Origin of the sequence: Runella rosea (assembly GCF_003325355.1) — a bacterium.
In the GTDB taxonomy this organism is placed as follows: Bacteria; Bacteroidota; Bacteroidia; order Cytophagales; family Spirosomataceae; genus Runella; species Runella rosea.
On record NZ_CP030850.1, the window covers coordinates 2,852,584 to 2,871,656 of the forward strand.

At 41.6% G+C, this 19,073-nt stretch carries 15 protein-coding genes; 4 read left to right on the forward strand and 11 right to left on the reverse strand.

Annotation, left to right across the window (positions count from 1 at the left end; translation table 11 throughout):
* Positions 1-25 precede the first annotated feature (25 nt).
* The 6 genes from DR864_RS12010 to DR864_RS12030 all read right to left on the reverse strand — a co-directional run bounded on the left by DR864_RS12010 (position 26) and on the right by DR864_RS12030 (position 8,415).
* Positions 26-1,918 (reverse strand): serine hydrolase, encoded by a 1,893-nt coding sequence (locus DR864_RS12010; RefSeq protein ID WP_114067207.1) that lies wholly within the window; start codon positions 1,916-1,918, stop codon positions 26-28.
* A gap of 33 nt (positions 1,919-1,951) precedes the next feature.
* Positions 1,952-2,089: a hypothetical protein gene (locus DR864_RS29810; RefSeq protein ID WP_162793751.1), complete on the reverse strand. Its 138-nt coding sequence runs from the start codon at positions 2,087-2,089 to the stop codon at positions 1,952-1,954.
* A gap of 64 nt (positions 2,090-2,153) precedes the next feature.
* Positions 2,154-3,062 carry a dioxygenase family protein gene (locus DR864_RS12015; protein ID WP_114067208.1) on the reverse strand — a complete coding sequence of 303 codons (909 nt, stop codon included), beginning with the start codon at positions 3,060-3,062 and terminating at the stop codon, positions 2,154-2,156.
* Between the two features lie 213 nt (positions 3,063-3,275).
* Positions 3,276-5,633, reverse strand: coding sequence for a zinc-dependent metalloprotease family protein (locus DR864_RS12020; RefSeq protein ID WP_114067209.1), 2,358 nt, complete (start codon positions 5,631-5,633; stop codon positions 3,276-3,278).
* A 90-nt stretch (positions 5,634-5,723) separates the two neighbouring features.
* On the reverse strand, positions 5,724-7,037 hold the full coding sequence (locus DR864_RS12025; protein WP_114067210.1) for a DUF418 domain-containing protein: 1,314 nt from the start codon (positions 7,035-7,037) through the stop codon (positions 5,724-5,726).
* A 49-nt stretch (positions 7,038-7,086) separates the two neighbouring features.
* Positions 7,087-8,415, reverse strand: coding sequence for a DUF418 domain-containing protein (locus DR864_RS12030; protein WP_229599564.1), 1,329 nt, complete (start codon positions 8,413-8,415; stop codon positions 7,087-7,089).
* Positions 8,416-8,905: 490 nt separating this feature from the next.
* Here DR864_RS12030 and DR864_RS12040 point away from each other — a divergent pair, with 490 nt between their 5' ends.
* The 4 genes from DR864_RS12040 to DR864_RS12060 all read left to right on the forward strand — a co-directional run bounded on the left by DR864_RS12040 (position 8,906) and on the right by DR864_RS12060 (position 12,874).
* Positions 8,906-9,472, forward strand: a complete 567-nt coding sequence (locus DR864_RS12040) for an RICIN domain-containing protein (RefSeq protein ID WP_114067212.1) — start codon at positions 8,906-8,908, stop codon at positions 9,470-9,472.
* Positions 9,473-9,644: 172 nt separating this feature from the next.
* Positions 9,645-10,250, forward strand: a complete 606-nt coding sequence (locus DR864_RS30365; RefSeq protein WP_162793753.1) for a collagen-like protein — start codon at positions 9,645-9,647, stop codon at positions 10,248-10,250.
* Between the two features lie 117 nt (positions 10,251-10,367).
* Positions 10,368-12,179, forward strand: coding sequence for a tetratricopeptide repeat-containing sensor histidine kinase (locus DR864_RS12055; protein WP_162793755.1), 1,812 nt, complete (start codon positions 10,368-10,370; stop codon positions 12,177-12,179).
* Positions 12,180-12,181: 2 nt separating this feature from the next.
* On the forward strand, positions 12,182-12,874 hold the full coding sequence (locus tag DR864_RS12060; RefSeq protein WP_114067216.1) for a LytR/AlgR family response regulator transcription factor: 693 nt from the start codon (positions 12,182-12,184) through the stop codon (positions 12,872-12,874).
* 137 nt (positions 12,875-13,011) lie between these two features.
* On the opposite strand, the gene DR864_RS12065 is transcribed toward DR864_RS12060, so the two are convergent.
* From DR864_RS12065 to DR864_RS12085, 5 genes are all read right to left on the reverse strand, one after another.
* Entirely contained in the window at positions 13,012-13,539 is a 528-nt protein-coding gene (locus DR864_RS12065) for a YybH family protein (RefSeq protein WP_114067217.1), read from the reverse strand.
* Between the two features lie 99 nt (positions 13,540-13,638).
* Positions 13,639-14,529, reverse strand: a complete 891-nt coding sequence (locus tag DR864_RS12070; RefSeq protein ID WP_114067218.1) for a dioxygenase family protein — start codon at positions 14,527-14,529, stop codon at positions 13,639-13,641.
* Between the two features lie 57 nt (positions 14,530-14,586).
* Positions 14,587-17,016: an outer membrane beta-barrel protein gene (locus tag DR864_RS12075; RefSeq protein WP_162793757.1), complete on the reverse strand. Its 2,430-nt coding sequence runs from the start codon at positions 17,014-17,016 to the stop codon at positions 14,587-14,589.
* 202 nt (positions 17,017-17,218) lie between these two features.
* Positions 17,219-18,025, reverse strand: coding sequence for a hypothetical protein (locus tag DR864_RS12080; RefSeq protein ID WP_114067220.1), 807 nt, complete (start codon positions 18,023-18,025; stop codon positions 17,219-17,221).
* Between the two features lie 265 nt (positions 18,026-18,290).
* Positions 18,291-19,067 carry a hypothetical protein gene (locus tag DR864_RS12085; RefSeq protein ID WP_114067221.1) on the reverse strand — a complete coding sequence of 259 codons (777 nt, stop codon included), beginning with the start codon at positions 19,065-19,067 and terminating at the stop codon, positions 18,291-18,293.
* Positions 19,068-19,073: the final 6 nt, after the last annotated feature.

Here is a 19,073-nt window from a genome sequence, read left to right on the forward strand (position 1 = left end):
ATTTGTTGTTTTAAAAAGGAAATGATTACTTCAACGCATCCCATTCTTCTCGGGTAGCTTTGGATTTCTGGTATTCCATCAGACATACCCACTTGTCGCCTTGCTTTACCAACAATGCTTCTAAATGGGTATAGCTCTCGGCAATGAGCTTGCCCGTGCTATCGTGGGAGGTGAAATAAAAAATCCCCGTTTCGTGTGCCGTCGTTTCGTCACCTATTCTTTGTGAAAACCGAAACGAGACATTGTCCATCTGCTTACCTTGTTTGGTATCAAGAAACCCCTGTTTCCAGCGAGCAAGGGCAGAAGTCATAGATACTGAATACTTATTTTGTCCTGAGGTAGTCACTAAGACCGCATTTTCGTGGCAAGTGGCTTTGTAGCCTTCAAAATCACCTTCTTTCACTGTTCGGGATATCTGAGACCAATAGCTTTTATCTATCTCAGCTATGCGAGTCAGATCTGCTGCTGATTGACTTATTGCTTTTGTTGGCTCGCCAACGCCCATTTTCGCCAACATATCCACGGCATTGGTATTGGCGGGATTGAGTTCAAGTGATTTTTTGTAGTTGACGATGGCGGCTTCTTTTTGTCCATCTTTCATCAATGCCTCGGCGTAGCTGTCATAAGCATTAAAAGATTTGGGGAACTCATCTACGTTTATTTTAAAGACAGCAAGTGCTTCTGCTTTTTTACCTGCCTCAAAGTAGTTAATTCCAAGTTTATTGATGGCGTTCCCATCAAATTCATAAGATGCTTTGTCCTTTTTCAATTCATCATAGACTTTCAATGCGGCGTCTAAACCCTTTGTTTCCAGGGTTTCTTTAATAACTGCTACGGCTGATTTTTTGACTGCTATCAACTTAGCTGTTGAGTTGAGTAAACGAAAGCCAATGTCATCGGCCCCCTTATCGGAGTTTGTCAGTACCACTACGCCTTTGCCCGTTTCTTTCACAAATCCAGCGAAGGTGCGGTAGCCGCCCGTACCGCCATTGTGCCAAATGACATCGCCCTCGGTGCCTTTTGAGATATGCCAACCGAGGCCAACCCGAGTGCCACTGCCCGCTTTATCATGACGAACTTGATGCGTCAGTTGCATAGCTGGGTATAGTTCACTTTTTTGAAGTCCCATATTGGCGGCAACATAACGCAACATGTTGTGAAGAGAACTTCGGATTGCTCCCGCACCTGCCAGCGTGGGAATGTCCCAATTGGACACCTGAACGCCGTTGCTGTGGCCCATGGCCAGATTTTGCTTCATTTGTTGGTCAAAGGTGATTTTGGTTGTTTTCATGCCCAACGGCGAGGCAATTTTGCTGACCATCAACTTTTCATAAGATGTTCCTGCTTTGAGGGAAAGAATATGCCCCAGCAAACCTGCCGCCAAATTGGAATATTCATACGCCGAGCCTATGTCTCGGGGCAAGGTATAGCCATTTAAAAAGGCATACATCTGTTCCACCGTATAATCGGCATATGGATTCGCTTGATTTTTAGGTGCCATGTTTGACGGCAGGCGGGGTATGCTCGATGTATGGTCGGACAAATGCCCCAAGGTGATTTGCTTATTGTCTCGCATGGGCAATTTTAAAGAGGCAGGAAGATAGTTTTGGGCGGCATCGTCGGTGTTCAACTTTCCTTCCTGCACCATTTGAGCCAGTAGAATGGCCGTAAAGGTTTTGGAGATGGAGCCGATTTCATAAATCGTATGTTCATTGGCGGGCTGACCGCCGATGGTTTTAGTGCCAAAGGCGTAATAATGAGGGCCATCTTTGTCAATGATGCCCACTACATAACTCGGTGAATGGCCATACTCGATGCGTTTTTTGATGCTTTCTACAATGTCTTCGGGCAGTTTTTGCTGGGCAAAAACAAGATTTGCCAAGAGGCTAAGGGCAAAGAATATGATTGTTTTTTTCATTTTGAAAATTGATTTTGGATTGAAAAATAGTTATTACCTCTCAAACCCCACTTGACCCAACATCATCAAGTCGCGCGCCGTGGCAGCCTTGTCGTTTTTACCGCCAAAATAGACATCATACTTACCCGTTTGTGGCTTTATCGGGGTGGTGTATTTGAGTAGCAAACCCATCAGTTTTGGCACAATTGATTTTTTGTGGTAGTATCGGGCGTGGGCTACCCGATAGTTCTCTCCCTCACTTCCCTTTCACCGATACAGTCGTCTCCTTTTCTCCTTTCTCATTTGTAAAATTTTCCACCATTTTTACTGCACCAGAAGGCATAACTTCAAAAACAAAAGATAATTGATACTTGGGTGGCACCCCCGATATTGTGAAAGTGTTGTTAGTGATGTATTCTAAATTCATCCCGAAAGGCATACCATTTGCTTTATCGCCTTTTATCCATAATTGTTTGTCTTTTTTGATAAGTTCGGTTTTTTTATTCGCATCTTTTTCATTCACATAAATGCCAATCAAACGGTCAAGTGCAGCAGGTTCTGCGGCGAGTTTTTTAGCCATGCTGATGTCAAAAGATACTTTTTTGCTTCCATCTTTCAGATTTTGGACTTCCAGAATCCTTCTTTTGGCGGTTGGAGAAGCCGAACTACTATCCTTTTGAAGCCAAGGGTCGCCCGTGAAATAAAGTTGAGTCACTAATGGCTGATAGCCTTCGGCAGAAATCATCATGTGAAAATGCGCTGGTCGGTAGTTGTCGCCCTCACCGTAAGGAACTGGCAAAATGGTTTTGAAAGAGTAATTACCTTCATTATCGGAATAGAGCGTACCTCGATATTTAAAATCAGCCGATTCGTTGTCATATACGCCGTTGCCGTTGCAATGCCAAAGTTCTATTTTGGCGTTTTTGTAAGGTGTGATGCAATCGTCGTGTTTGATTTTACCGAACAATTCAATCGGGGCGCCTTTTTCGCCTTTAATGACGAGGCTGCTCCGAACTGGGCTATCGGGGCGGTAAAATGGGCCTAAAATATCGGAGGTTGTTTCGCAGTCGCCCACGTAGCGGTCGCCTTCTAAACGTACAAAGCCAGTAGCCGATACGGCAATAGCTGATAAAGCCGAGGTTCTCAAAAATGTTCTTCTTTTCATTGTTGTCAATTGTTTTATCGTTAAAAAATGGAGAAAACTTTAAGCGATTTTTACTTTTAAACGGCTGTATTTTCCAATAGGTCAAGCTCCGCCAGAGCCATTTCACAGGGCCATAATTAAAATTTTCTACCAGTTTGAACAATTCCTGTTAAATTGACCAAGAACGAAGTCTGATTCAAATCACTCAAGATTGGGTTTGTATTCATTACTTAGTCAACCCATTTTGCGAATTCCAATTCCTGCAAATGACATTTCTGTACTTGCCAAATTTGAGATTACGGTGATATTTATTGTTCCACTCGACGATGAAGTAATTATCTTGCCAAAGCTTAGCAGAGGAGTTGGTGAAGAAACCTGATCATTAACCAACAAAATATTTGAATCAGCATTTTGAGTAAATGAAACCGGATTGCCGCTCCCTTCAATCGTTACGCGTTGATTCATTGGGCCGAAAACTCCCACTCCAAAAACAAATACAACATATTTTGTATTCGCCTGCAATCCACTCCAATTAAAAGTAGCAGTTCCTCTTGCATAAGTTACTCCTGTTAGACCTGAAAGCGACCGGGCATGTTGGGGTAAACTAAATGTACTTGATGTAAAACCACAACCGCCAATCCCACAATTAGTTGCATTCGTAGAGAGGTCAATATCTGTCGGAGTACCATCATCCAAAGGGATATTTGTCAGTGTCTGGTTTCGTATGTCGGAAATTCTAACCCAATTGGTAGGTGAAGTTGTCGAACTTGTTGCATCAAAATCAATCCCGATAATAGGGGGGATTTGGGCATCTGCCACACTGACTGAAACCGGTTGTCCGGTCATCCCGAGCGGATAATTTACTAAATCATCACTTGCAGAAATAAAATGTTGAATGAGTCCACTGTGCGTTCCTTCAGAAAGATGGTCAGATTTCCCTCTTACAATGATGGTTCGAGGGGTTGTATTGTTTAAAACAATGGTTCGACTTGAACTGAAATTTGTACCATCCAAACTGATTTCTGTTTGATTATCAGCCGTAAGATTTAGTAAAACCGCACCTGAGGGGGGGGTGAGAAGCCTAACTGAGTAGGTATCGGTTTGTCCATTTTCGCTGACTAAAGTATTTTCAGCGGTAACAGAAATGCTAATTCCGGCGATACCTGTATTAGGGTTAATCGTAAAATTAGAACTGTTGATGGCGAAAAAATAATTATCAACCGCTTCAACCTTAATTCTGGCTTGGGTTGTATTGATATTTGGTATTGTTACGACCTGAGAGCCATCATTTGCGGTACGATTTGTTATGACTATCGGATAGGTAAAACCACCATCAGCAGAAAGGCTGATTTTTACGTTGGAAGTATTTATGGGGGCTACATTTGTTCCGCTTACATTCCAAGTGATGGTTTGATTAGTCCCGCCGGTATAAGCAACCGCTGTATTTTGACTGGTTATGGTAAAAGGTCCTCCATTGTTCACAACCGTAATTTTTATATCATCTGAGTTGGTACCGCTTTGATTTACCATCGTACCGTTATAATTAAATTGATGACTATCGTTTACCGTTAATCTAAAATTCAAATCCCTTGCCAAAGTAGGCATATCCTCTTCAGTAGTAGAGAAGTTATTGGCGATTATGCTGCTTATTTTTGGATACGTTCTTGAAGGGATTAAAGAAGGCACTAATCTCGAAAACAAGGCTCCTTGCGTTTTTGTCCGTGCGGGGAGGCTTTGCATCGTACTGCCATCTAATTGATCCCAGACGTAAGTTAAAACATCCCCAACATCAGGATCAGAAGCAGTGGCAAAAAGGGTAAAAGGGGTATTGACAGGGATCGCTCGATCTGGGCCCGCATTCACGGTCGGTACTGTATTTCCAGTTGGTATGCTGTTGCCTACAGTAGGTACGGTATTCAATAAATGCTTGGCTAACTGATGATAAGAATTAGAATGTGCATAGGGGTCGGTGTTTCCACCATGAACTGACCTACCTGCATTTTCTGGTTCATAGTTTGTTGAATTTCTATTATTGATTGTATGTGCCTGCGAAAACTGATGCCCGATTTCATGCCGCGAAACGGGAATATCAAACCCACTTGAATAGCCTGATTTAAACCCTCCTGCACAACCACCCCCATAACTACTGCTGAGAATAACATGACTTATGTCGTAATTGGAAGCCCCGATGGCATTATCAATAACTGATGCCTGACTAGTTAAGATATTTGAGGCATTGGTACATCCTCCCCCCGACATAGGTGGCCAAGGGTCTGTTGCGGCGTTGGGATAGATGATTGATAATAAGAGATTATCAGGCACAAGTTCGAAGCGAACACTGTATTCTCTTCCGTACATACTATTAATATCAGCAATCCAACGTTTCATTATACGTAAAACTTCTGCTTTTTTTTCGGTATCATTTGCACCGGGGACTGATTGGGTAAATTCTCCAGTGACAGAAACGGCCAGTCTTAGTACACGTAAGCTACCGCCTCTTGGTAAATTTGTTCCAATGAACGGAGAAGGGACATTTTGAGCAGTCAGAACTATTGGAATGAGGAGTACTAAAAGCGCAAGTTTGGTTTTCATAGAAATGAAACTTTTAAATTACTGAAGATAAGGGCTTTAAATCGGCTTTTTGGCACTCATTTTTCAATTGGAAAACAGAGGGAGTTTAGCTTACCGCTTCATCGGCTGCATTTTCCAATACGTCAGGCTACGCCAGAGCCATTCGAGCGGGCCGAAACGGAAATACTTCAGCCAAATCGGGGAGGCAATTAACTGAAAAGTCCAAATACCGATAACGATGTAATACAACTCATAGCGCTGCAATTTGCCGTACATCGAAAAACCATAACCTAAGAAAATGAAATTGCAAATGATGGAATGCGTGATGTAATTGGTAAAGGCCATTTGCCCCACTGCCGCCAACGATTTTTGTAAAAAAGGCAGAAAGCCCGATTTGACGAAAAGCATGATAAGGGCAATATGCCCGCAGGTGGTGGGGATTCTGCCGAGGTCGTAAGTCAAAAAAGATTGATTGATTGATAAAATGGAGAAGTTGTTGGATACTTGGAGTAAACCCTCATAATAATTGATTGAGATGCCGATACCATAACCGATTAAGGCCATCAGTAAATAGAATCGTTTTGATTTGGCGGCCGCATCGGCGGTTCGATTCAGAATGCCCAATTTAAAAAATGCCATTCCCCATAACATCATGGCTAAAGTATCCAGAAAATTGTAGCGATAAATAAATACGGTTTCCGCCATCATGTTTCCTGGGGCTTTGTGCATCACAATACTCCAATAGCCTTTGCTTCTGGCACTCATCTCTTCCTTCAATTGTTCAGGAGTGGCTTTGTCTTCTTTATTTTTTTCTGTCCATTTTTCAATTGCCTTAACTTCTTCTTTCGTTAGTTTCTGACCTTTGGCTTTTTTTATAATTGCTGCAGTTGAAGTCTCAAAAGTATTTTTTAGCTGAAAATAATCTTTTGCAGTCCAGGCAAATGCAAGGAGTAATATCACAACTGCGCCAATAATAAGTTGCTTAGGCAGCAGATGTCTAAAACTAAAAGCAAACATACCTACAAGTGCATAACAATATAATATTTCGCCATCCCACAGTAAGAGGTAACAATGGATGATACCAAAAAGCAGCATCCACATCAATCGGCGGAAAAAGAGATCGGTTACGACTGTGCCTGGCGTGTTCTCAACTGAACGGCCAGTAAACAATAGAATACCTGCGCCAAATAGCATCGAAAACATCCCGCGCATGGTACCTTCAAAAAACAATGTATTCATCCACCAAACCGTAAGATTCCAGCCCGTGGCACCTCCGTTGTTGGTCGGGTCAAAATAGGCTTTGTATAAGCCAAAACCGATAATATTCATCAATAAAATACCGAATAGGGAAATGCCCCGGATGGTGTCCATTGCTGAAATCCGCTCGGATTTGGTGGTAGGTTGTAGGGTTTCTTGGGTTTGCATAAGTACTAAGATTTTTGATATAGGTTATTGGTACTTACTGTTTTAAGTTTTATTTTTTGAAAGGCTGCAACTTCCAATACGTCAAGCTCCGCCACAGCCATTCGAGCGGCCCAAACAAAAAATACTTTAGCCATATTGGACTGATAATCAACTGAAAAACCCAAATCGCGAAGGCTACGAAGTAAATTTGATAGAATTCCAGTTCGGCAAAGTAGTTGAGACCGTAGCCAAAGAAAAACAGCGTACATATCACCGAGTGTGAAATGTAATTGGTAAAAGCCATGCGGCCTACGGCCACCAAGCGGTTCATCAAGCCCTGCACCACGCCCGATTTATAGAGCAAAATCAGCGAAGCGGCATGGCCCATCACCAACAGAATACGCTGAAAAGGATAAATCAAATTGACCCAGTTGATGGGCACTTGTTCCATACGGGCAAGGTTGGCTTCGAGCGTGGAGAAATGATAAAAAGCGTAATAATTGGCGTAAATCACCAGCGGCAAGCCAAGGCCATATCCGATTTTGATAACCGTCCAATAATCTTTGTTTGACCATGCGCCCGTCAGAAAACCCCATTTGAAAAGTGCCAGCCCCAACAGCATCAATGCCAACGAATCCCAAACTTCAAAGGGCAGGTATTTGGTCTGAATGTCAAAAGCAATGGGGCGCAAATAACTAGCCACGGTGCTATAATCCGACTTCATCTTTTTGGTATTGGCCTTGGCATCTTCACGGTTAGGAATCATGGTTTTTTCTATTTCCCGCCATTCGGTCAATGCCTTGTTTTGGGCGGCAGTCAGGGTTTGATTTTGACTTTTGGCTTTGGTGGCTTCCACATAAGCAATTCGTTTTTCACGGATGTCTTGGTACTGAATAGTGCCCGCCACAAAACTAACTACGGCTACGATGGGTACCGCCCACACCAAGTATTTGGGCGGAACATTACGAAAAAGATACAAAATCATACCGCAAACAGCGTAGAGATAAAGAATCTCCCCAATCCAAAGAATCAGATGAGAGTGTATCAGGCCAAACAGCAGCAGCCAAAACATACGTCGATAGTATAAGGCATGAACTGACGTACCTTTTGTGCCTTTATTGGCAATAAACAACAACACGCCAGCCCCGAACACCATGCCAAACATGGCCCGCATTTTGCCTTCAAAGAAAATACCGATGAATTGATAGAGCCAAAAGTTTGGGTTGTCTGGGTCATTTTTGAAGACTTCAAACGAATAATCTGCCATTGAAAACCCCGGTATATTCATTAATAAAATGCCGAGTAGCGCAAAGCCTCGCAGCATATCAATGATGGCAATGCGGCTGGATTCCGCAACGGGTGCAACGGCGGTTGTTTCAGAAGAAATGAGTTGTTCCATTGGTTTTTGAGAGGGTTTAAGTAGGGTAATGCAATCAGGGCAAATACGCGAGATTACGATAACCCAACCCTGATACAGCTTCTTTTAGGATCTGTTTAGAGGGCTACTTTACGGGTTACCAAACACAGCAAAGATAAAAATCAGGTTTCTGAAAGACTGCTCGTATTGTTCCAAAAACTTAGTTTATTGTTCCAAAACCAGAAAAACTAAGTGTATTGTTGCATAGCATCAATAAGACACCGAGCGCACCCGCATTTTCTCATTTTTTTAAAAAACACCAAAACTTTTACTCTACTACTTAACACGCCCCTAGCGGTGGTTATGATGAATAAATCAAATCTTAATTCTATCCCTAAAATCGGCGTTTTATCCCTAAAATTTTGAGGCTTTTGCATGCCAATTTAGCTTTGGTGCATAATCAAAAGTAGGAAGCCGAAAATGCTATTTAGAGTAGGCAACAAATAGTTAATATCACTAAATCTTTACCCAAATGAAAACTTTTAAAACCCTTGTAATGATTCTGGTCATTGGCCTTACACTAACATCCTATGCTCAAGAGCGGGGGCGTTCTTTTAGCCCTAATTATCAAGGCTATTATTATTTACGGACCGCATTCACGGGCGATGCACTATCTCTTGAAAGCAATGGTTCAGCAAGTAATGTTATGAGTGGGGCATCGTTTATGTCTTCTCAAAAAGGTGCAACTGGAACAATGTGGAAATTGGTGCCCGATACTAAAAATAAAGGTTGGTATCGCTTAAAATCGAGTGACCAGGGCGATGGCAGATGCTTGGAGGCTAATACTGCCGGGGGAGAGAAAGATGGCAGGTCTTTTATGGATAATTGCCAAGATGTAACAGGTCAACTATGGCGATTAGATTTAGTGAGTGCCAACAACGGCGACCACCTCTATAGATTACGTACAATGCTACATGGCAACAACTTTTCTTTGGAAGGAAATAAGCCTGAAAATAAGTCTGTATATTCTGGCAATGCGTTTATGGATAAAACTCAAAATGTTTCGGGCCAAATGTGGAGACTTGTGCCCGTACAATAAAACCATAATTATAGTATTGAGACATGATATTCTGAACGTAAAGTAGTATAAAATGATCAGTTATTTATGTCTCAATACTATTATCTAAAAACTGCATATAGGCTATTATTAAATTGAAAATTTTAACCTTTTATCAACCAATCAAATTTCCAGCAAATCCACACATTTTATTATGAACAAATCATCCATTATTTCAGTCGTTTTATCAGTACTTGTTGTGTTCAGTAGTTTATTGTTTACCAGTTGTGAAGGCCCAGCAGGGGCAGTCGGTCCAGCAGGACCCGCAGGCCCGACAGGAGCGGTAGGCCAAGTAGGGCCTGTAGGGCCAGATGGACCGGCAGGACCAGCAGGACCGACTGGCAATGCCAATGTGATACAGTTCACATATGGGGCGAACAATTTTCCATTAGGAAAAGGTGCAGGTTATAACTTTAACTTACCATCTGATATCACGCCTGCAATACTAACTAGTAGCGCTGTATTAGTCTATCTGGCCGAAGCTATACCCAACAGTACAGCCCCCTTAAATTGGTTTTCTGTACCTGGTGTTATTGTAGCCGGAGGAGTTGAGCATGAATTCTACATGAATTATGGTACTAGCAGTGGTGGAACCGGCGCAAGAGTCTCTGTTCTAAGAAAGGTAGCTGCTTCAGCAGCGCTTTCAGCTAGAATGCGAATCGTTATCATCCAAGCTAACTCCCTCCGCAATGCCCGTCAGGCGGCTGTAGATTTCTCCGATTACAATGCGGTGAAGGAGTTTTATGGTCTGAAAGATTAATAAATAGAATCCTGCAACAAAGCAGGAAGATTTATTAAAAAACGCATAAATTCACCTTTATTTTCAATCATTTTGATGGTAAAGGTGAATTTATGTTTTCCTGTTATCCAAGCAATCATGCTCAACAGCCTTCTTAAAATATCAATTTTATTCATCACGACTTATGCTACGTCAGTATTTGCACAGCCGCTTAGTCTGCCCACGAAAGAGGTCGATAGATTGAAACAAAATCTGACGGTTTTTAAAGAAGACACCAATAGAGTCATTAGCTTATGGTGTTTGGCAAGGTATCATACCATGACAGAGCCTCGTCAGGCGGTGTTGTATGCAACTGAGGCAATTACGCTCGCCCGAAAACTCAAATACACCTACGGCGAATTGGTCTCTATGCAGGCGTTAAGCTTTGTATCAACCATTACAGGCGACTGGCAAAATGGTATGCAGGCTGCTTACGAAGGTTTGAAAATAAGTCAAACCAAATACCCCAAATTAGAAGTCGTATTTTATAATTTGATAGCACTCGTTTATGAAAAACAACAAGATAGTAAACAGCGGCTGGAATGGCTATTGAAAGCCTATAATCACCCCGAAATTGATTCTTTGCCCAATAACGGAAAATGGCTGATTTACCATAATATTGGTGAGGTTTACGAAAACCTAAATGAATACGATTCTGCAATGAAATATTCGAAAATAATAGATATTAATTGCCGAAAACTGAATATCCCCATAGAGGTATCGTATGCAAATGCAATAATGGGCAGAGTAGAAAAAAAACGAAAAAACTATGCAGAAGCATTGCAATACTTAAAAATCGCAATGAGTTTTTCGAACAAATTTGGGAATCCTTTTTTAGAATCAGAACAATCGGTTGATTTAGCAGGCGTTTTTCATGAAATCAATCAACCAGACTCAGCTATTTTTTATGCCGAAAAAGCCTTAAATGGGGGTAAAAAATTTAAAAATTTAGTACTGACGGCAAGTGCCGCAAAACTTTTAGCTGAGATATATGAACATAAAAATCCATCAAAGGCCATCAGTTATTTAAAAATTTTGAATGCTACTAATGATAGCCTTTATACGGCTACAAGAATTATTCAGACACAAAATATTGTAAACACTATACAACAACGTGAGCGAGATTTAAAAGAAGCAAAAAAAGATTACGATAACTCAATAAGGCAGAATGCACTCATCGGATTTCTCATTTCTTTAGGCTTGCTGACATTGATTTTGATACGAAACAACCGTCAAAAACAAAAAGGTGTGGCTATTTTGAAGGATAAAAACAGAGAAATAAGCCTTCAAAAAGATGAAATTGAAAAAACAATGGAGCAGAAGCAAATGCTGCTTTCTGAGTTGCAACACCGAGTAAAAAATAACTTGCAGTACGTTATCAGTATCTTAGAAATCCAGAAAGAATCAGTTAATTATAGCAATATTGACGACTTGATTAAGAGCAACCAAAATCGGATTCATTCGATAGCTCTGCTTCATAAAAAATTAAATTTAACCGATAGTGTCAATGATGTTGATTTGAAAAGATACATAACAGACCTCTCCGAACTCGTCAAAGACTCGTATGATAACAAATTTAAAAATGTGAATTTGTTTATCACTTGCGAAGTTGAAATTTTATCTATTACAAAGGCTTTGCCTCTAGGTCTGATAATCGTCGAATTGGTCAGCAATAGCATGAAACATGCCTTCAAAAACCAGCAAAATGGCATCATCGATATCGAAATTAGGTATGACACACATTCAAAAAAGAATTGCCTACAATACATTGACAATGGCGAAGGTTTTGATTTTGTAAATGTAGAAACCAAAGGGCTTGGCGTAGAAATAATGAAAGGTTTGATTGACCAACTCAATGGTAAAATAGAAACATACCTCAAAAAAGGCTTCGAACTGAAAATCTATTTTTAAAGATGAATCCAAAGGTAATTTTAGTCGTAGAAGACGATTATCTGAATAGAAGACTCACCAAGAAGATTCTTCAAGAAAATGGTTATCAGGTTTTGGAAGCAAAAAATGCCGATGAAGCCTTGAAGATTCTCAATAAAGAATTGGTTGACCTCACCATTCTCGACATCAACCTTGGCGATGGCGAAATGGACGGTATCAGCTTGGGAAAGCTCATTCAAAACAAACAAAAAGTACCATTTATTTATCTGACCGCCTACGAAAACGCAAAAGTTATCAGCGAAGCCGTAGCAACTTCACCCTATTCATACTTAACAAAACCCTTCAAAAACAGCGACTTGGTTGCCTCTGTCGAATTGGCAATTATCAAATCTGCCAAAGAAGACAAACCCAAACCTACAATTTTGGTAAAAGATGGTGAATACAAGGTGGCATTGCCAATAGAAGACATCAACTATATCACATCTGAAGGTAACTATTTGCTATTTCACACCGATAAAAAGACCTATAAATGTCGCTCGACCATTGAGCAGATTCTTAAAGTTCTTCCGTCATTATCATTTATACAAATCCACCGAGCTTTTATTGTCAATAAAAACAAAGTTGAGAAATTCAATTCTAAAAGTGTGATAGTAGGCAATGTAGAAATTCCGTTGTCGAAAAAAGATTTTCCAAATAATTTGTCGAACATGAGTTAATACTGCTAAAATCTGAAACGATAGCCCGGGCTAAGGGGGTGGAGTAATTCCTGCGGTGTGGGCGGTTATTGCGTTTTGCTTGAATAATAGGTTTTACTGAGACCGCAAAAGACCTTCTCAGTAAAACCCTTTGCTGATTACTTCGCTTTCACGTCATCGTTGTAAATATCGCGTACGCACAGGTATTTTCCGTCACGCTTTTCCCAGATTGCCATGTACTTACCCGTGGAAATCACCTTTCCAGAGGCATCTTTGACCGTCGATTTGCCCACCTCCGTCACAGTATTTTCATTGCCGAATACATCCAAAACTTCATAGATACTCGTGGCACCTTTGGCTTTTTTGGCAAAGTTTGCCTCAATGTCTTTTTGAAGGGCCGCTTTGCCTACGACCATTGGCGCATTATTGGACAAACTCGCGGCATCATCGGCATAAAAAGCCAGCAGTGCCTGCACATCACGGGCATTGTCGGCGGCAGCCCAAGCCGTTTCTAAGGCTTGTATTTCGGTTTTTATGACTGCCATGTCTGGCTTGGTCACTGCTTGTTCGGTAGTCTCCGCAACAGATTTGGTTGTGGTGTCAGTAGCGGGCGAATTACACCCGATTGTTAAAAAAGAAATAGCAACTGCTACGGTTGCAGAAAGGAAAAAGTTACTGTTTTTCATTGTTTTGAGTTATTTATTTTTTGCCTGTGCTGACCGGTCGCTTCGGCAATACGATTTCGACAGCTCCGTTTTAAAGTTGATATGGCCTTAGCAGGGTGGCTACCCTTTCCAATACTCTATCGTTCCTTTTTGATTGTTTTCGTACATAAAATTCAATGTACATTTAACGCCTCCCGCCCCTAATAGCTCAAAAGTGTAGGTTTCAAACATTCCTTTGGGCATTCCTGCGTAGTCGAACGTATTATTGCCAATGTAGCGGTATTCTTCACCGAACACTTCATTTTTTAGCCAAAGCGCGTTGTTCTTTTTGAAAAATTCTCTGCTTTTGGTTTTATCTTCTTTGTTTACATAAGTACCTAATAATCTATCAATTGACACTGGGTCAGCCATCATGATTTTTGCCATTGAAACATCGTAAAACACCTTCTTTGCATTGCCCGAATCAGTTACTTTCAGGATTCTTTTTTTGGCAAAATCGGAGTTGGCGTAAGCGTCTTTCTCGATGTGCTTGTCGCCATTGAAGTAGAGCTGCGTCACCAAAGATTGGTAACCTTCGGCGGTAATCATCATGTGGTAATGGGCAGGTCTGATTTGGCCCCCACCCGCATCATACGCAACGGGCAAAATCGTTTGGAAGGAATAATTGCCGTTTTCGTCAGAAAAGGCTGTGCCACGGTATCTGAACTCCGAGGTAGCGTTGTCGTAAACCCCATTTCCATCGCAATGCCACAGTTCAATTTTGGCGTTTTTGTAGGGAGTTGTGCAATCTTGGTGCTTGATTTTACCCACCAATTCCACCAACTCTCCCTTTTCTCCTTTAACGACCAAATTGCTACGGACAGGGCTATCGGGCCGATAAAAAGGCCCTAAAATGTCGGAGGTAGTTTCGCAATCGCCCACGTATCGGTCGCCTTCTGGACGTACAAAACCAGTGGCTGATACTGCAATAGCTGATAAAGCTGTACTTTTTAAAAATGTTCTTCTTTTCATGGTAGAGGAGGTAGTAAAATTAGGGTAAAAGAATGTTTGTAGGTCATGGGTACACACTTACTCCACGCGCGCTTTCTCTTCTGCTTCTGCTCTTTTGGCGGCGGCTTTCATTTTCTGGTTACCAAAATTTTGTGACCAAGATATTTTGAATTTGGGCTGGGTAAATTGCAGTCTTGTTTCAAAATACTGCTGCTGTTCGGGCAAATTCAAGTTAATCCGATAGATTGATGAATTGAAAATGTTATCGTAGCCGATGCTCAGTTTCCCCCCATCCTTACCCATTCTCTTTTGTAAACCGACATTTAATTCTCCAAATGCTTTCATTTTAGAAATGCCCCACAACCCACCTGAATTGTAATAACCAGATACTTCCAAAGTGACTTTTTTGGTCAAACTAAACGTCTGTACGTTGTATAAAGTCACATTCGGAAATTTGACCGTTACCAAATATCCGTTGTTATAAGCATTTACTACGCTGAATACTCCCGCAAGATTGGTGTACGTTGTCCACCATTTAACGGGGCTGTAAGGCTGCCCGATGGTCAACGAATACGTTTGCAAGTTTTTTTGATTTTCAGCCACATAATAGAGTTTGTTGCTGCCCGGTTTTAAGCGCGCCTGAAAACCCGCAATAGGACTCGAAGTGTAGCTATATTGCAAACTAAACAAGGTGCTTTTGAAACGATAATCGGCTTTTAAGTTGTCGGAGATGGCAGGTTGCAAAGCCGCATTACCCGACAGAAAAGTATTAGGGTCAATAAAAAAAGTAAACGGTGCCAAATCCTTGAACGTAGGGCGCGTAATGCGGCGGCTGTACGAGAAGCTCAACGTTTTATTTTTATTGTAATCATGCGTCAGAAACAGGCTTGGAAATAATCGTCCGTATTTACGGTCAACGATATTGGGGACTTCTTCTGAGCCCAAATTCGATTGCGTGTATTCAAAACGCAGGCCACCCTTCACCGTGGTTTTGGGGCCCCATTTCGTTTCATACGAAGTATATGCGGCGCCGATACTTTCTTTCAATCTGTATTTAGCCGTGAAATCAGGGTCGGCTTTCCACGCATTAAACATGAGCGTTTCAACGCCTACATTGTTTTTAAATTGAGACATTACGGCCTTCACGCCCATCTCTAACTTCCCTTTTTTGCCAAAATCTCGGCTATAATCCATTTTCACAATCCCAAAATTGATGGGTGTGATTTTGGTACTGCGCACCGTTTGATTGAATAGTAAATTGTTTTTACCATCAAACCACGTATTGTTGTAATTGACGGGTTGATCGTTGTCATAATGCAAATAATCGACCCCAAATGACAGTGCCTCATTTTCACGTAAAATACGCTGAACCCCAAAACTTGCGCCAACGTGTTTCCAAAGATTAACCTCATTGATTTTGAGACGAATCAGTGTATCTACCACGTTATTTCGTGAAAGGGTTGATTCGTTGAGCGTGTTATTCATGGCGTATTTTTTAGAAAAACCCGACACTGCAAGGCTCACCATTGTCTTGGCATCTAGCTGATAATCAAGCCCAATCCGCACATTATGGTTATTATCGCTGGGATGCCGCAGGGCAGAAGTCTCCGTTTCCAGTAAATTATTTCCCAACATAATGCGCCGATACGTCCGACTGTTTTGCTCCTGACCCAAATGCACGTAGTCGTAGGAGCCATAAATCGTTATTTTTTTGTGTCTATAGTTCAGGTTGAAACTACCGTTTCCGACAGTGCCCCTGCCATAACCCGCCGTAAATGCATACGAGCCACTAAAACCCTCATTTTGATTTTTTTTCAGAAGGATATTGATGTACCCAGCATTGCCCTCGGCGTCTAAATTGGAAGGCGGCGTAGACAATAATTCGATTTTCTCAATGCTCCCAGCACTCATTCCGCTCAACATTTGTACCGCAGCATCGGAGCTCATGTAATTGAGTTTACCATTGATCATGACCACCACGCCACTCTTGCCAGAAAGAGAAATTGTGTTGTCCTGACGATTCACCATCACGCCCGGAGAGCGTTCGAGAACATCCAGTGCAGTACTGCCTGCAGAGGTGATTGAATTTTCAACATTTATCACAAGGCGGTCAATTTTTTGCTCAAACAGCGGCTTTTTGGCAACGATTTCAACGGTGTTTAATTCCGTATTTTCTGTTAAAGCAACCACTCCTAAATCCATCGTTGGGGCCTGTGGAATCAGTTGAAAGAAAGTTGTATTTTTTTTAGAAAAACCAAGCATGCTCACTTCACAGAAATAAGCACCTTCTTTGATATTTTGAATCGTGAATGAACCGTCTTCTTTGGCAATATCTCCTTTTACAAAAGAAGAATCTTGAACATTAAAGACTAAAATATTGGCAAAGGACAGCGGTTTGCCTACCTTATCGGCAACTTTTCCTAAAATTTGCATTTGCCCAGAAACAGGTTTGCTTATAAAAAACAAAACCGATACAATGCAAATAACTTGAAGAATAGAGGTTTTCATTTTTGTAAGGGCTTCAATAAGTGAATAATGAAATTCTGTACGCTCCCGAGGGGCGAAATTCAAACTGAAACCTTCGAAACCAACGACGACTTTTAGCATTTTCGTTGGCCCGATTACGTATTTTGAGTAACCTTGGGCATCATTTGTGCATCAAAATTTGACGACAAACAATGCCCAATGAATAAACTTGATGTTCAACCGATTAGCGTGCAGAATCTAGCAACTCCCACAACTCCTGCCCTACCATACTCCGGGCGTCAAAAATCTTTTTTTCGTAGGCTTTGGCGGTCATACCGGGATGTACTTTTGCTAAGATTTTTTGAAAATCGGAAGCAGCAGCCATGTCTTCCCACTTGTTATAAAAATCAGAAGTGACGTAGTTAAAAGGTTGCCCTTCTCCGCCCAAAACGCGGCTGTAAAGCCCCCACGCCGCGCGTCCACCCGTTTTCATCATTTCGACGTGCATCGGTTTCACCAATTTGGTTTCCATGTTGTAATACTCCTCGGCCTTTTCATCTTTTACTTTCATGAAATTGATCATTTGATACTTGGCGAGTGTAGTGGCTTTAGGGTCGGCGGCTACAAAATCAACGCCGTAAAACACGTTGCTTTGGGTCAGATTACGCAGTTTTCCAGTTTCGTTCGCAATGGCAAGCTGTTCTTTGGTCAACAACTTCTCGACATCTCCAGCGAGCATATTTCCGTATGGGTTTTCCACCTTTTTCCATCCCTGAACCACCGTTACGGTGACATAATCATAAAGACGGTCGGTGCCGCTTGGCATCCTGACGGCATACAAGCTCCACGAAGTAATCAGGCCAAGTTTGATGCGCTCCTGGTGAATGCGTTTCCATACCTCGCGTTCGGCTTTGAGGTATTGGGCATCCATACCAGGAGTGACTTTCATTGTTTCGACAATAAAAAAGGAAGGCTCTTGATTTTGAGCCAGCAGCGAAAGGTTGCTCAATAAAACGGCAACAAAGAGCACAAAATGTTTAACATTTTTCATTGGTAGAGGAAGATTTAGGGTAAAGTGATAGACTTAAAAGCTGACTCAAAGATAGTGGGCTTACAATTGACGGCTTTAGTCTATTGTTGCAGAAACTTAGTGTATTGTTGCAAAAAGTTAGTGTATTGTTCCATCGACCTAAAAAAGCCCTATAATATCCCCCAATTTATCTATTTTTATCTCTGATTATCAATCTTTTGCAATACACTGAAAAGCCTATTTTTTGCACATTTTTCAACAAAAACACCTCCTTTTGGAGGTATTTTCAGCGTGGTTCTGCGCCCATAATAAACGTAATAAATTGCTCCCACCAAACCATGTCCTGTACAATATAATACAGCCCTTGGCTGATGAAATAAATGACGAGGCAAATCTCAAGCGTTTTGGTGTTGCGCCCCGCCTTGTAGTCGAGCCACAGAAGATAAATTAAAATGATGATAATCAGCGCATAGGCTAAGGTTTCGACAGGTATTCCCAAAGGAAAGACGGAAATGCCTACCACCATAAACCAAATCCGGTCTACCGTAGGCCCAAGCACGGTCAAAGCTGCCGCTAACATGTAACGGGCATGCACATACGTGCTTTTGCGATTGATAATGGCCAAAGTATAAAATAAGCCTAACCAAAACATATAAAACATGGACAAAGCTTGGTATTTGGCCGACAGATGCAGTAACTCTTCTTGGGTGTATTTCGGAATTCCCTTGACGGCCTCTTTCGCAATCGTGTCCATGTACACGAAATAGCCGTGTTTGGCCATCAAAAAAGCCGAAATCAAGAGAAGTGGGAGCAGCACATAACTGGCTTTCCCCACCCTCCGATGCAACACTTTTTTTTTGTATTTAATCAAAAACGGCTGAACGATAAGCATGATGACCCACACCGCCATCAGTCCAAAATGAACGTGGATAATAGTGGCCTTGGGTTCAAAAAATACCGAAAAATACGTGTGATAAAAGCCCCCGAAAACTAACAGAATGATGAGCAAAAACCAATAACCGAGGTTGGGATACAGGGGATAGGATTTAGGGGTTGTTTTCATCAAATG